This is a genomic window from Actomonas spartinae (assembly GCF_051209155.1).
Classification (GTDB): Bacteria; Verrucomicrobiota; Verrucomicrobiia; order Opitutales; family Opitutaceae; genus Actomonas.
In genome coordinates, this window is record NZ_JBPJGB010000003.1 from 197,974 (window position 1) to 213,621 (window position 15,648).

The following is a 15,648-nucleotide window of genomic DNA, read 5'->3' on the forward strand; positions in this document are numbered from 1 at the left end:
GCGCCCGCAATCGTAATTGCGCCGGGTCCACTCACCTCGCCCGACGCCTCATCCGCACAAGGGAAAGATTGCATTGAAAAGCCTCATGCCCGGAGCATGTTGCCCCCTTATGACGAAACCCAAGGCAGCCGAGCTTTCCTTCGAGGACGCTCTGGCCAAACTCGAAACCATCGTGGAAACGATGGAGAGTGGCGACGTGCCGCTGGCCGACCTCCTGGCCAAATTCGAGGAAGGCACCAAGCTGCTGAAGCAGTGCGAGTCCCGCCTCCAACAGGCCGAACTCAAAATCGAACAACTTAAACAATCGAAGGACGGCGATGCCCAGTTTGCCGACTTTGATCTCACGGAGTCCGCGGACTGATCGCCCGGCCCCCGTCGCCCACCCACCATTGATGAGCTCTTCCGCCCCCGACGCGGCCCCCTTCTCCTCTTCGCCTCTGTTGCCGACCATCAAAGGTCCGGATGACGTCAAGGCCCTCCCCCCCGCCGCCCTGCCGCAACTTGCGCAAGAGATTCGCGACGAGATCATCGCGGTCACCTCCGTCAACGGCGGCCACGTGGGCCCCAACCTGGGTGTGGTCGAACTGTGCATCGGCCTGCACCGCGTGTTCTCCACGCCGACCGACCAGTTTGTCTTCGACGTCGCGCACCAGGGTTACGTGCACAAACTGCTCACCGGTCGCGGCGGAGCGTTTTTCCGTGGCCTGCGCCAGACCGATGGCGCCAGCGGCTTCCTCGCCCGCTCCGAGAGCGAACACGACGCCTTCGGCGCCGGGCATGCCGGCACCGCCCTGAGCGCCGCCCTCGGCATGGCCACGGCCCGCGACCTGCGCGGCAGCGATGAGCATGTGGTCGCGGTCTGCGGCGACGCGGCCTTCACCTGCGGCGTCACCCTCGAAGCGCTCAACAACGTCGTGGCCTCCACCAAACGCCTCGTCGTCATCCTCAACGACAACGAGTGGTCGATCGCCAAAAACGTCGGCGCCATCGCCCACTACCTCAACCGTCTCTCCACCAACCCGACCTACAACAAGATCCACCACGATCTGGAGCGCTTCTTCACCAGCCTCCCGGGCGGCAACGACATGCACCGCGTCTACATGAAGTGGAAGCGGGAAACGAAGGACTTCTTCATGGAGTCCTCCTTGTTCGAGAAATTCGGCCTGCGCTACGTCGGTCCGGTGGACGGGCACGATCAGGAAGAGCTCATCAAGAACCTCGAGTTCGCCCGCGACTGCGACACGCCGGTGCTGCTGCACGTGATCACCAAGAAGGGCAAAGGCCTGGAAGCGGCGATCCGCTCGCCCGAAAAATTTCACGGCGCCAGCCCCTACGATCCCAAGACCGGCGAAAGCGCCCGTTCCAGCGGTGGCCCGCCCAATTACCAGGACGTCTTCGGCCAAGCCCTTACGCGCTTTGCCCAAGCCGACTCCCGCGTCGTGGGCATCACCGGCGCCATGCCGGCCGGCACCGGCCTCACGCACCTCGCGAAAGGTTGCCCGAAACAGTTCTTCGATGTCGGCATCGCCGAGGAACACGCCGTGCTGTTTGCCGCCGGTCTCGCCACCAAGGGCCTGCGACCGGTCTGCGCCATCTACTCGACCTTTCTGCAACGCGGTTACGACCAGATCGTCCACGACGTCGCGCTGCAAAACCTGCCGGTGACCTTCTGCATGGACCGCGCCGGCCTCTCGGCCAACGACGGTCCGACCCACCACGGTCTGTTCGACATTTCCTACCTGCGCTGCGTGCCCGGCGTCGTCGTGATGCAACCGCGCCACGAGGACGAACTCGTCGACATGCTGCACACCGCCCTCACGCATGATGGCCCGGCATTCATCCGCTATCCGCGTGGAGCCGGCGAAGGCATTGAGCTCAAGGCCGTGCCCGCCGCCCTGCCTATCGGCAAGGCTGAGATCGTGCAGGAAGGCACCAATATCGTGATTTGGGCGCTGGGTCCCATGGTGGGCGAAGCCCTTGCGCTCGCCGCCCGCATCGCGGCCGAAGAAGGCCTGTCCGTCGGTGTCGTCAACGCCCGCTTCGCCAAGCCGCTCGATGCCGATCTGCTGCTCGCCCAAGCCAAACAGCTCGGGCTGATCGTGACCATGGAAGACCACGTCGTTTCCGGCGGATTTGGCTCCGCCGTGCTCGAGACCCTGCAGGACGCCGACGTCCACACGGCGGTCGAACGTATCGGATGGCCGGATACATTTGTGGAACACGGCAGCGACGTCGCCACCCTGCGCGCCGCCCACGGCCTCGCCCCGGACGACATCCACGCCCGGGTCATGGCCCGCTGGCGCCGCATCTCCTCGATCCCGGTCGAAGCCGACGCCTGAGGCACCGGCCCAACGAAAGGCGGATCGCTATCGAATTTCGTAGACCTCGACAAGCGCCGCCCCCGAGGCGCCACCTTCCCCGAAAACCGACGCCGAATACAGCCCGGGTTCGACGGTCACGAGCAGGACCGAGTCACGCGTGCCTTCCGCCAGTTCAAAGGCGCCCACGTAAGCGGAAGCCTCGACGATGGCGTCCTTGTTCGGCGCGTCGGCCCAATCGTCGTTCTCCGCGACCATTTCGTTCAGGCGGCGGAAGACCAGACGCGGATTTTCCAACACACCCTCTACCCCGTAGTCGCCGATGGTCGGACCCACCGCGCGGATCAAAAGTCGCTTCGGTTCCGAGCCGGTGACCACAAAACCGGCGACCAAGGGATTGTCGTCCCCTTCGGCCGTGCCGCGCATGGAGAGATTCAGCACCGAGCCAATGTCGTTTTCTTCGTAGATTTCCAGCAACGCCGTGCCGGCCTGACCGGTGGCACTACGCAAGTGGACGGAGTAGTTACCGGCCGGCAGCGTCGCGATCGTCGCCGCATCCGCCGATCCTTCGAGCAAAGGGAAAGCACCCAACTGCGCCGCCAGTTCGGGCAATCGGTCGGCTGACGCATCGTCCTCCCAACGCTCGTTCGTCGCGACCAACTCGCCGTCTTGGTTGAAGATCTTGATCACGGGATCGGCCAACGGGTCGTCGACGCCCCAATTCGCCAGCGTCGGTCCCACCCCGCGGATCAACACGGTCTTGCCGTCCGTTTCCTCCACCACAAAACCGCCGATCACCACGTCATCGCCCGCCTTCAACGCCGTGCGCGTGGACAGGTTGGAAAGCCGCGGATGCGGCGCGTAGGGCGCGCCGACCGTTCCGGGAATAGCCCCACTCCATTTGCTGGTCGGAAAATTCGTGCGGTTCTCGTCGTAGGTGCGCGCCCGATACAACGCTCCCGCGGGCAGCGTCACCGGGCCCGACACAACGATCGCATCCGGCGCGCGCCGACCGCCCCGCATGCGCGGATCGGCCCCGGTGAGCGTGTAGATCACTTGGGTGCCGTCGGGCGGTGTGAGCGTGATGCTGCCATCCCCATTTTGGCTGACCGACGGTCGCGCGGGAAACTGCAGATCGATCCACCCGGCGCGATAGGTCAGCCAAGTTTCCATGCCATCCAGCTCGGCGGCAAAACTACCATACCGGGAAACGTTCTCCGGCCACTTCGCCGCATCGCGCGCCGCGGCGTCGGTCGAGACCAAAGCGCGGTAGTCGTTCATGCGCTGCACGAGCGCCTCGTGCCGCAGCGGCCCCGTCGCGCGCAGGCTTTGCCAACGGTCGACCCAAGCCTGCATAAAATCCGGATCCTGCGCGAGCACGCCCCACCAACCGAGGTCCCAGTAGTCGATCGCGATCCCTTGGGTGGTGAATTCCTTCGGGCTCCACTTATTCCATTCATCGTCGCGCGGATCGGCCGACTCGAAGGTGCGATCGAAATCCCAGATCGGCCCGGCCACCATCCGCTGGCCGCGGTCTTTCTGCAGATAGGCGCTGCGCCAGAACGCATCCGGGTTCTTGAACAACACATTCAAGAGGTGGTGGTCCACCCATGAGCCGCGGTCGACGTATTCGAGATAACGTCGACGGGCCCAACCCGCCGCTTCATCCGCGTAGAGTGCGTCTTCCAACCGCTGCGTGTAATCCACGATGAAGTCGCGCTGGGCCTCCGAGAGATCATCGATTTTCGGTGTGTCGACTTGCAGCACGGAATCAAAGGTCGACGGGTAGCCCCGCTCGGTCTTCCAGTGGTATTTGTCCTCGTCCACCTCGTCGATCAGCAGCAGATAACCACCCGTCACGGCCTCGCCTTCATTGTCCTCGGAGTCGAGCTCCACGAGGTCGATGCGCCCGGGCTCCACGTCGGTCTTGTCGGCCACGAAGACCACGCCGTGATAGTCATCGTAGGTGAGGCCGTCCGTGCCCTGGTTGAGAAAGGCTTCCGCCAAGCGGGTGCGCGCCGCCCAGCGCCCCATTGCGTTGCTCACCCCGTAGGCATAGGCATTGCGAATGAAGGCCGTGTCCCACTGGTAGGGCGCCACAATGTTCCACTCGTCGAAGGCGCCGAGACCCAGAAAATTGAACGGGGTCTTCTTCCCCCAGTCGTTGCGCATATCGAACTTGAATCCTTGTTTTGGATACAGTGACGAGCTTTGCCCCCGCACCGCCATGTCGACCAGACTGCTGGCGTCGGCGCCGTTCGCCAAACGCGTCAGTCCGTCGACTCCGGGCTCAAAGGTGTAGATCCAGCCCACGCGTTCGCCACTCCGCTCCCCGCGGCGGTTCATCGGACCGTATCCATGGTTATCCATCACCACCACGGGCATCGTGCTCGTGAAAGACTGCATCGCCGTGCCGCCGTCACCATCGAGCTCCAGGAGCTGGATCGTCGTGATCACGCCGTGGCTCTTGCCATTGGCGGAGAAGACGGCCGCGTTGACCACACTGCTTTCTGTGATCGTGAGCGGGCCAAGGTAGGCCGGCGAGTCCGCCGTCGGATCGGGCACGTCGCCCCCCACCTCGGAGGGCGGCGAAATCGTGTAGCGGATCACCTGACCGTCTGAGGCGCCGGTCAGGCTCACTTGAATCGAACCGACAAAGGTGGTCGACCCCGTATCGAAGGTGACGCTCTCCTCCAGCACGATGTCCTGCGCACCGCCGTTGGCCGAGCCCGGCGTCGGGTTTGCGAGGTAACCCGGTTGGCCGTTTCCACCGCTCGCGATGCCGTAGGACACGTCCGTTACCTGCGGCGGAAACTCCGGGGCGTATTCGGAAACCACGGTGACACCGTCCGGCTGCACCAGGCCGAGGTATTCGCCGCCGGCACTGAGGCTGAAGTTCGTATGCAGGTTGGCGCCGGGGTCGATGCGATCCTTGCCCGAAGTGAAGACCACCAAATAGCCCCCGGCCGGAACCGAGACGGGCGGAAACATCCACTTGGTGAGGTTGTCGGCCTTGTCGGTCAGAAACCAGCCCGAGAGCGAAATGGCAGCGGCGCCGGGGTTGTGGATTTCGACCCAATCCTCGAACTCCCCGTCCTCATCGGCGAGCGTCTCATCATTGGACGCCATGAACTCGGTGATCACGGGTTGAGCCCCTGCGACCGAGAGGAAAAAAACGAACATCCACGCCTTCACCACCGAGCGAAGCGCGCAGCCGAAATCAACGGAGCGAGTGGTCCAATACGAACGATTCATATTCAGGGAAATGAAGTGATCGACGCCCGGGCCAGACGGGGTCCGGGAAGTGACTGACTCGACAAATGAGCCGCCAAAACCCGCTACGGATGCACGGAGGTAATCACCCAAGTCATCTCGTCAAGTGCTTGAATCGCTTATTTTTCGGTGTTCCCGCGACACCGGTCAGTCGTCCGAAAACGACTTGCATTTTGGGCCAACCCGACCGCTTGGCTCCGACTTCCTTAAGTCTGGCGAGAGCGTGGCATTTTGATCGGGTAATCCCGCCCCGGCATCGCGATGTATTCGGGTCGGCGCCATCCCGGAGCGATATCGTCCAGACGCACGGAGCCGCCGTGGGCGAAACAATGATTGGCCGCCGCGCCGACCAAAACAGAGGCCGCGCCGCCGCGTTCATCCGAGGCGCGGCCCAACGGGTCGACCGGCGGGTTCGCCAGGAAGAGGTCGTCGAGCAGCACCTTGTCGCCACCGCCGTGACCGCCGGAACTCACCCACGGCTCAATGTCGGTCGCCGCGCCGCGCAATGGGATCACCCGGGTCGAAATGCCGCCGCGGGAGATTCCGCCCTGCACCGCGTCGGTGCCATTGACGTAAATCTGCTCCACGATCTGGTGCTCGATCCGTCCCTGCGTGCCGTTGAACGCAATCTGGTAACCCTCCCACGAGTTGAAGGCGTTCAGCGAATAGGACATGGTCACGTTGTTCTCGTAACGCACCATCACGTTCATCGTATCCTCGATATCGATACGCGGATTAAAGACACACTGGTCGCGGAAGTAGCCGTCATATTTCTCCTGGTCGAGGTAGAGCGCCTTTAGGCCGGCGTTGGCCGCGAGATCGAGACGGAAGCTGCACTTGTCGCCTTCCGGGCACGTATGGCAGCGCTCGTGATGACTCTCGAGTCCCAGGCGACGCGCCATCTCTGGCGTGTAGAACTCGCGTTTGCCAAAGGCGCTCACCTCGACCGGATTCGAGCCCAGCCACCAGTTGACCAAATCGAAGTGATGGGTCGCCTTATGCACCATGAGCCCGCCGGAGTTCTTCTTTTCACCGTGCCAGCGACGGAAATAGTCGGCGCCGTGGTGCGTATTGAGCAGCCAGTGAAAGTCGACCGATAGCAAGTCACCGATCGCGCCCTCCATCAGCAACTGCTTCACCTGGCTGCGCGCCGGTGAGTAGCGGTAGTTGAACGCGACCCGCACGCTGCGCCCGGTGCGTTCGACGGCCTCCTGCACGCGAGTGACCTTCTCGGCCGTGGTCGTCATCGGCTTTTCCGTGATCACATCGCACCCGGCCTCCAGCGCTCGCACGATGTAATCGTCGTGGGTCGCGTCCTTGGTCGTGACGATGACGATGTCGGGCTTGGTCTCACCGATCATCTTCTCGAAATCGGTGTGCGCGTAGCCGGGAGGAACGGCGCCGCCGGTTTCGGCCGAGCGCTGGCGGGCGAGTTCGACGCGCCCGAAATTCAGATCACACAACCCAACCAACTCACTTGTGTCACGATAGTCGCCCTCGATCGCCCGCTGATAAAAACGGGAACGTGATCCCGTGCCCACGATGGCGTAGCGCCGACGCCGGTTCGCGACCTGCGCGCCCAGTTGCGAGGCTAACGCAATCCCGAAACCGGCGAGCGCGGCAGATTTCACAAATTGGCGACGCGTGGGCGCCACCGACACGAAGGGGATGTGTTGGGGAGACATGGCAGGGGTAGAAGACAAACCAACCTGATCCCCGGACGCCCTCATGTCCATCGCCTCCGCATCGACTTTGACTGTCCTCCTCACCACTTGCGCCATCTTGTGGTGTAGCCCCCCTCGCCAGCCCTCCTTCGCTCTAGGAGCTTCGGCGGGCAGCCTCCACTTTCGCACTGGCTGGCCTCGCCAGCCGAAGCTTCAGCGAAGGCTGGTGGCAGGGGCGGGTTTGTTCTTCGAGCGCAGCTCGATTGCCCGACACCCGCGATCGCGAGTGAAAATCCCACCCCCCGAAGATTTGTCGCGTCAGCGACGCTGGTGGCAGGGGCGGGATTTGAACCCGCGACCAAAGGCTTATGAGTCCTCTGCTCTACCCCTGAGCTACCCTGCCGTTCAGTGGGAAGGCGGAGGCAAAATCCCTGCCCGGGGGTTGTCAAGCACCGGCCCGGGAGTTTTTCCGAGCCCCCTCCCGAATCAAATTCGGCTTCAGTTATCGGCAGGTGCGCCGAAGTCGCCCGCATGGACGCCCCACCGGCATCGCCGCTACGTTGTTTGGTCTACATGAGCCGCGCAGTTCACGCGTTTGGCGACGAGGAGCTGGCGGCAATTTTGGAGGCGTCCCGGCGCAACAACAGCCGCAATGGCCTCACAGGCATCTTGGTCCACATCCGCCGCCATTTCTTCCAGTTGCTCGAGGGGCCGCCGGATGCCGTCGAGACCACATTCTCCCGGATCGCCGCGGATCCGCGCCACCACGATGTCATCAAGCTCAGAGATCTGAGCATCACGGAGCGACACTTCCCGGCGTGGACCATGGGCTTTCCTTCCCTGAACGCCGGCCAACTGGCTCGATTGGACGGCTACAGCGACCTCGGGAGCAGCGGTTCCCAGGATCTTGCCCGGCTGCGCTCGCACGCGAGTGACGTCTACACCTTGATGGTGAGCATTGCCAAAGCCTGAGTCCTTCCACGCTGTCAGCACTTGGAAAGTCGCCCTGGCGCCATCCGTTTCCTTTCCATAAACGCATAGTTTTAAGCAAATTATGCGCATGCGCTTCGCTTGAGAATAGTATGTTCATGCCATAATCCTCCTGCGTGCCTGACGGCGGCCTTTCGAGGCGCTCCCAAACCACTGTTCCGGCGCACGGTCCGTATTCGGCGGATCGGAACAGTGAAAGGAGCTCCCCGTGTTGTTTTCCCCCTTCCGTCGTCATCGTCGCCTTCTTGGCTTCCTCCCGGGTTTGACCGGTATACTGGCCCTCACGCTGACGCCCGTCTGCCTTTCTGCCAAATCAGTTACCATCGCCGACACCGGCTACCAGCTCGAGGTCCCGGGCAACTTCAATGTCCACCGCCCCGCAGGCGCCCCCGACATTCTGCTCCAGGCCGACCGCCCCGACGGCAATGGCACGATCCAGGTCGTGCGTCGTCCCGGTCACGGTTCCGCCACCGACTTCATCGCGGGCTACGAGGCCCAGATGCTGCAGGCTCTCGGCAACCTGAATCTCCAGCAGGAGAACATGCGCACGATTGCCGGCCGCTCCTGCACTTTCCGTCGCTACCAGAGTTTCGCCGACGGCATGCAGATCCGGGTGCAGGCCGTGTTCTACGCGGACGGCCAGCAGGGTTTCATTATTCATGCCATCGACACCGCTGCAGGGGCCCCGGAATTTGAACGGGCCTTGGTCAGCCTGCAGGCACCCGGCGGCGCGAGCGCAGCCACCCCGTCGCTCGCGCAAACCGGCTGGGGGCCGGCCGCCAGCACGACCTCCCCTTTGCCTTCCGGGCGCCAGGACATCGGGGAAACGGCCTTCTCGTTCCTCCCGCCCGCCGGTTGGCAATCCACCCAGGCCAGTCAGTCCCCCGGCCTCGGCTATGCCCTCCCCGAGAAAGGGGCTGCCATGGAGCTCACTTGGCTCGACGTCAGCGGCCAAGTCGGCGACCGCGCGAACTTCCTCGACCAGACGGTCGCCCAGATTGCGAACAACTTCGGTGAAGGCTGGCACGAACGCGAACGTTCGCCTCACCGCAACGGCGACACCAACGTGCTTTTCACGCGCTTCGGCGGACAACTCGGCAGCCAAACCGCGGAGCTTATGATCCTCGGCGTCACCGATGGGAAGTCCCTCGTTCTCGCCTACGGCTACTTCGCCGAGCTCGGCCGCGACAGCGCCGGACCGGCCATGCGCGAAGCCATTCTCAGCATTAAAAGCAAGTCCTCCACCAACAGCACCGCCGTCACCAACACCGCGCCCGTGATGCCCCGCATGCCGTCGAATCCGGTGCGCCTGCCCGCGGCTCCGACAGCCGACACGAGACCGGCCGCCGGCTACCGGTCACTCGTTGTCGATGATGCCGGCCTGGAGTTTGCCTTTCCCAGCAACTACGAACTCGCCCAACGATCAGAGGGGCAGAGCCAGTGGGCCGACCCGAATGCCCCGTCCCCCAAGATCGTGTTGGTGAACCAGAGCATCATGCGCAGCGCCGGCCAGACGGTCGACTCCGTGCGCGACGATCTGCTCGCGCAGGTTCACGGCTCCTCCGCCGCCGAACTCATCGCCACCGGCAGCACCACGATCAACGGCCTCAAAGCCCATACCCTGCACTTCACCCTCAACCGCGGAGCCGAACCGCAACACTTCCGTTTCGTCGTGCTCGACCTGCCGGGCCCGGTCGTTGCGACCGTGAGCTTCACCGCCCCGGAGTCCCAGAATCAGCTCGCCGAACGGCACTTCAACGAGGTGCTGCGCACGGCCCACGCCACCACCGTCGTCGAACGCCCCGGCACCGCCACCGCCGTCCCTACGCCGCCGCCCGCGCGGAACCACCGCACCGAACCCGCCACTTCCGAGGACGCTTACTTCGCCCTGGCCGATGCGGTCGCCGCCGCCGATTGGGACTGGGTCATCGTCCACCTGACCGACAAGGCGATACAGAACTTCTGCCGGAGCTTCCGGGACGAGATCCCTGACGCCGACCTCACCGAAGCCGACGCCCTCGACGACCCCGCGGGCACCATGCGCGAATACCTCAACTACCGCGTGCCCAAGGAGACCTTGGCCGGTTATTTCCAGTCCGACCGCACCATCACCGGCGTGCGTGAAGAAAACGCCGACTGGCACTTGGTCATGACCAAGAAGGCCTCCGGCGGCGAACACTACATCTGGTTCAAGCGTATCAAGGGCATCTGGCGCTTCGACTACTGAGCCCCTCTCACCACGCGTCCGCTTCCGGTGATGAAAGCACTCCATCCGCGCCGCCCTTCCCGGCGCCCGGCGCTCAACAACCTCGGTCTGACCGCGATCCTCGCGGGCCTCATCGCTTGCGCCACGGCCGTCCGCGCCGCCGAACCCCTGCGTCTCGAAATCGACGACGTCAGTGTCGACAACGGTTCTTCACCCGCCATCCCCCAACTCACCGCCGGATACCTCGCCGAAGTGCGATTCGAAGCCAAGTGGTCCGGCCGTTTCCGCGAACGCACCGACATTGAGATTCGGATCGACGACGCACCCGTGCACCGCGAGGTGCTCGAATTCCGTGACCGCATGGGCACGTTCCAGACGCGCTTTTTGCGCAAGCTCACCCTGCCCGCCGACCTGAGCACCGGATGGCACTCCCTCTCCGTCGGCATCACCGCTCCCCAAAGCGAGATCGTGTCCTACGTGTCCGGCACCCGCTTCTACGCCAATGCCGCCGACGACTCCAGTGCCCCGCCGGACGGACGGGAGCTTGATGCCCGGCGACAGGAGGCGTTTCTGGGCTTCGCCCAGGCCGTCGCCGACCACGCAGCCAAGCGAACCGGACTCTCCCTGCCTCCGCTTGAGCCTCTCTCCAACCCGGCGATCTCCGGCTATGACTACCGGTCCAGCGTCTCGGTCGGCTACGGCCCCAGTCACACGCTCCTGGACGCGGCCAAGGGCGGCACCACCGTCTCGATCAGCGGCAAGTTACACCTCCGCAGCAGCACCAGTTATTGGCGGACCCACCAAGTCGAAATGCCGCCGCTCGCCAGCTTCGATCCCGCTGCCGGCTGGTCATCGCGCGGCGAGTCCTTCCTCGGTTCCGGCGTCAGTCCGGGCTACTTCACCGTGACCATGTCTGCCCAGGGGCAGAGCACGCGGCAGCAGCAGAATTTTGTCCGCCAATCGCTCTCCGTCATCTGGTATCCGGACAAATCCGCCGGCAACTACGTCCACGTCTCGATCAACCGCGACACCCCGACGGGCAAGCTCACTCGCGACGACGCTCCGCGCTTCTATCAAGCCATGCGCGAGGAAGCCTACGGCGTGATGGACGGCATGGTGGCCGCCGCCAATGCCACCGGCTACCTCACCGCCCGATGGACCCCGCCGGGCGGCACCAAGCCGCCCACTCGCCCTCCACCCCCGGAGAGCGGCGGCCCGCCCGACGGAACGGCCGATCATCCCCGTGACGAATCCGGCCCGACCACCCCGAAGGCCCAGCTCACCCAGCTCGGCCAACAAAGCGCCGCCCGCGCCGCTGCCGCCATTGCCAACGCCATCCCCACTGACACCGGCCTGTCTCCCGCCGAGGTCGACCTGCTCACCGAAGCCGCGCTCACCGATCAGGATCCTGCCACCGTCCTCGCCGAATTTGCCGCCGAGGAGGAAGCCCTCGCCACCTCCGGCGACGGCGACCGACTGCAACTGGTCCAGGTGGTGGTGGAGCCGCAGCGCCCCGACCCCGGCGAGGTCGTCAGCGTCACGCTCACTGTGCGCAACACCGCCACAACCGGCGCGCCCGCCAGCTTCGACGTCGGCCTCACCAACTACCACGAGGAGAATCGTGACGTCGCCACGCTCAAGCGCCGTTCCCTCGCCCCCGGCGACACGGCCCGCTACACCCTGCGGTTTAACGCCCCCCGCGCCTACAACTTCGGCGGCTACGCTTACCTCGAACCCCTGGTCTTCAGCGGCGACGTGCTGCCACAGGAGGTGGTCAACCTGCGCATCAACTGGGACGGCAGCACCATGACCGACGCGGAAATCGCCGCCGAGCTGCGCGAGCGCAATCCCTGCCCCGATGACTACGGTCTGCCCCCCGATCGCCTCGAACGCCTCATCGCGCTCTACCGCCAAAGCCCCAACGAGGCCCTCGCCGCCGTCGAACGCGAGGCCGTCGCCGCCCAGCGCGCCCGTCTGGAGGCCGATTACCAGGCCCGCCTCAACGACCCGAAGTTCCAACAGCAGGTGCAGCTCGAACTCGACGCCCGCGCCAACACCCAGCTCCTCGCCGCCTACGGCGCCCTGCTCAAAGTCGCCCAACGCCTCGGGGCTTCCAATCGCCTCGACCTGGTCGCCATCCTCGACGACGAGGTTTTCGTCGATTCCCAAAACCGCCTCCACGGTGACCTCGCTCTCGCCCGGCGCCGCATCATGGCCGCGGTGCAGGAAAAGCAGGCGCAGGAAATCACCGCCGTCGACCGCTACCTGCTCGCGGGGGTCGGCAACAAGGAGGGCACCACCGCCGCTTACCAAGCCGCTGAGCCGGTCATGTCGCCCACCCTCGCCCTCAACGGCCTGGCCAACGAATTCACCACCGAGATCGGCAAGGGCATCCTCGATCGCATCATGGTCGACTACCGCGCCCTCACCGAGGCCTACCGCGACGCCAACACCGACGTGCGCGACGTCCAGCGCTACGCCGCCAACCTGCGCGAACTCATCGCCGAAGCCCGCGGCAAACTCAGCGGCAACGACCGCAAGTTCTTCGCCGGCGTGCTCGAGGACGCCACCCGCAAGCTCGACAAACTGGACGACCTCACCCGCCGCGCCACCGCCTTCCAGACCACCGCCAAACGCCTGCTCGGCGGCCGCCGCGTCGTCAATGGCATCACCAACGCCATCTCCACCGTCGGCGAACTCTGGGCGGTCTACGAGGTCGGCGAACGCGTCCGCGCCCGCACCAACGGCGGCGAGGACATGACCCAGGCCATCCTCGCCGAGGGCGGCGGCTGGGCCGCGAAAAAAACCGTGATGGCCTGCCCGATCATCGCAGCGGCCGACACGGTCATGAGCGGCGTCGGGCACGTCGTGAACCTCTACGATCCGAATTTCTTCAAGTCCCAGGGCCTCGACATCGACCCCACCCAGTTCAACGCCTCCACCCTCGTCGACATCGGCACCGGCGCCACCCTCGCCGGCGTCACCGACGGATCCGCCATCCTCGCACGCCGCCTGGAACGCCTGCCGCCCCTCACCCACGAGGATCGCGCCGTCCTGGAAGCACGGCTCGCCGCCTTCGAGGCCCGGCTCGACACCACCACGGACCCCGTGCTGCGCGAGCGTTTGCTGACCGCCCGCTCCAATGTCCGTCAAACCCTGCGTGAGCGCCGCTGACATGAAACCGCCCGCCTTCCTCAGACTGCTCGTCCCGCTATTCGCCGTGCTCGCCAGCACCATCTCCGTCACCGCCGCCGGCCTGCCGACCAACCTGGATGAGGCCGAGACCTTTGCCCGAAAGTTCATCGCCGAGCAACTCTACCACGAGCACTCCCTCGTCACCCGCGATAGCTTCTCCAAGATGCGCCACGAGCGCAACGAGACCGGCACCGCCGCCACCTTCTTCCTGCCCCGCTACGTGCGCACCGGCCCCGAATTCACCATCACCGTTGTCATGCAGCCGGTGAACGCGCCCCTCAGTCTCGGCCATCAACGCGCCCACCAACTCGTGCAACGCCACCGTTTTACCGACTACGCCAATCACACGCCCTACGCCACCCAGAGCGAGGAGGTCCAGCGCGCACTACCCTGCCTGGGCGCCGAGGCCGCTTGTATCCACACTCGCATGACAAAGCGTCGTGCTGACGCCTTCGCCACTGGCGCGATCGAGATTGCCTGGATTCCGGGATCACAGGACCAGTTCGGTCTGCTCGTCGTGGTCGGCAACCTTAACCCAAATGTGCGCGCTGATGCCAACATCGGGTCCGACGCCTTCCATATGTCTATCGATGCCTTTTGTGGTCGGGTGCTGGCCGCCCTGCTCGATGCCGGCGAAAAACAGGGGCTGATTTCCGGCAAGCCCTTACAGGCCAGCCGTGAGCTTTTCGCCGCACTCAGCGCCTACCCGCACATCCCCCCCACCGCCGCGGAGCTACTCGGCCCCGCCGTCCCGCCGCGTCCCTTCACCGTCTCCGCCGCCACGCCTGCGGCCGAAACGGTCGCCCTTCCGCCGCCAGCGCCGCGTCCGCCCCCCGTCGTGGCCAACACGCCGCCCCCGGCACCCACCCGGATAAACCTGACCTCCGAGCAAGTGCTCGAACACGCGATCCGCCTGCAACTCATCGGAGCGGTGCCCTCACCCACGCCGGCCGTTTCCATGGTGCTGCCCGCCGCCGACCCGCCACTCGAGAGCGGCCCCGTCACCGCCTTCGCTGGCTTGGATGCGCCCGCCGCCGCGGCCGCACCGGATGTCGACCACCTGCTCGGTTTGCTTTTCGCGCCGGATGTCCGGCTGCTGGTGACCAAGACCCTCGCCGGGGTGCACAGCGTCTCGATGTTTGTGCAGGCCAAGGACGAATGGGCGGCGGTCGTGGTGGAAACCACCGAGGGTTTTCACCTGCCGCTCATCACCCCCAAGCGCGAATTCCCCGCGCCGTTTGCAGCCTTCCTCAAACTCGATCGCCCGCGCCCGGCCCCACCCGAGGTGCCCTACGATTTCGCTCCGCTGCGGCTCTTCGTGCTCCGGGCCTTGTTCGAACTGGACACCCTGGTCCGGCAGGTTGCGGGTCCCGAGGCCGGAAGCCTGGCTGCCTTCTCCACCACCGAACTGACCGCCCGCCTGGACGCCCCCGAGACTCAACAGCGCTTGGAGCACTTGCCCGCCGCAGCCCAGTGGGAGGTGCAGACGGGACTCGGCAACGCCGTTCTGCTTGGCCTCGAACTCACCGCCTTGCGCCAACACGCGTTGGTGCGGCGCGAGGTGCGGGCGCAAACGCCCACCTACCGCCTCACACCGGCGGGGCGCCAGCTGGCCCAGCTCCTTTTCGCGCCAGCGGCACGCCTGCAGGTCACCCGCACCCGCGGCACGCTTGCGGCTCCTCGCCCGACGCTCCATCCGGTGAACGCCGCGCACTTCTTCGACGATCGCACCCTATTGCTGAGCCACCGACCCGATGGTCAAACCCGCGCCCGCCTCACCGCATGGCGGGGCGGCGCGTCGGTCTGGGATCTGTTTTTCCTGCTCACCGAACCCGAAACCTGAGTCACACCGCCAAGGCCGTGACGCACACCGAAACATTCCACGCGTCCGCGTATCTAAGTTTCGCTCGGCACCGCCGGCATGCAGGCATGCTGCTCTCTTTCAAATCCCACGCCCCGGCCGCCACCAGAACCATCTCGCGAACCCGGTGTGCGCCACAGC

8 protein-coding genes and 1 tRNA gene are annotated in these 15,648 nt (G+C 65.1%); 6 read left to right on the forward strand and 3 right to left on the reverse strand.

Annotated elements, in window-relative coordinates:
- Nucleotides 1-109: 109 nt before the first annotated feature.
- Nucleotides 110-361, forward strand: a complete 252-nt coding sequence (gene xseB, locus AC0MRV_RS15835) for an exodeoxyribonuclease VII small subunit (RefSeq protein ID WP_472765472.1) — start codon at nt 110-112, stop codon at nt 359-361.
- Between the two features lie 31 nt (nt 362-392).
- Nucleotides 393-2,339 carry a 1-deoxy-D-xylulose-5-phosphate synthase gene (dxs, locus tag AC0MRV_RS15840; protein ID WP_472765473.1) on the forward strand — a complete coding sequence of 649 codons (1,947 nt, stop codon included), beginning with the start codon at nt 393-395 and terminating at the stop codon, nt 2,337-2,339.
- Nucleotides 2,340-2,366: 27 nt separating this feature from the next.
- Here dxs and AC0MRV_RS15845 read toward each other — a convergent pair whose 3' ends face one another.
- The 3 genes from AC0MRV_RS15845 to AC0MRV_RS15855 form a co-directional block, all read right to left on the reverse strand.
- Complete coding sequence (locus tag AC0MRV_RS15845; RefSeq protein WP_472765474.1) at nt 2,367-5,573, reverse strand: CotH kinase family protein; 3,207 nt, start codon at nt 5,571-5,573, stop codon at nt 2,367-2,369.
- A gap of 224 nt (nt 5,574-5,797) precedes the next feature.
- Nucleotides 5,798-7,276, reverse strand: coding sequence for a Gfo/Idh/MocA family protein (locus AC0MRV_RS15850; protein WP_472765475.1), 1,479 nt, complete (start codon nt 7,274-7,276; stop codon nt 5,798-5,800).
- Between the two features lie 307 nt (nt 7,277-7,583).
- Nucleotides 7,584-7,658: transfer RNA gene (locus AC0MRV_RS15855), tRNA-Met, on the reverse strand.
- Between the two features lie 128 nt (nt 7,659-7,786).
- Between AC0MRV_RS15855 and AC0MRV_RS15860 the strand changes: the two genes are divergently transcribed.
- The 4 genes from AC0MRV_RS15860 (at nt 7,787) to AC0MRV_RS15875 (ending at nt 15,489) form a co-directional block, all read left to right on the forward strand.
- Entirely contained in the window at nt 7,787-8,227 is a 441-nt protein-coding gene (locus AC0MRV_RS15860) for a BLUF domain-containing protein (protein WP_472765476.1), read from the forward strand.
- A 280-nt stretch (nt 8,228-8,507) separates the two neighbouring features.
- Entirely contained in the window at nt 8,508-10,472 is a 1,965-nt protein-coding gene (locus AC0MRV_RS15865) for a hypothetical protein (RefSeq protein WP_472765477.1), read from the forward strand.
- A gap of 30 nt (nt 10,473-10,502) precedes the next feature.
- On the forward strand, nt 10,503-13,625 hold the full coding sequence (locus tag AC0MRV_RS15870) for a hypothetical protein (protein ID WP_472765478.1): 3,123 nt from the start codon (nt 10,503-10,505) through the stop codon (nt 13,623-13,625).
- A gap of 1 nt (nt 13,626) precedes the next feature.
- Entirely contained in the window at nt 13,627-15,489 is a 1,863-nt protein-coding gene (locus AC0MRV_RS15875) for a hypothetical protein (protein WP_472765479.1), read from the forward strand.
- Nucleotides 15,490-15,648 lie beyond the last annotated feature (159 nt).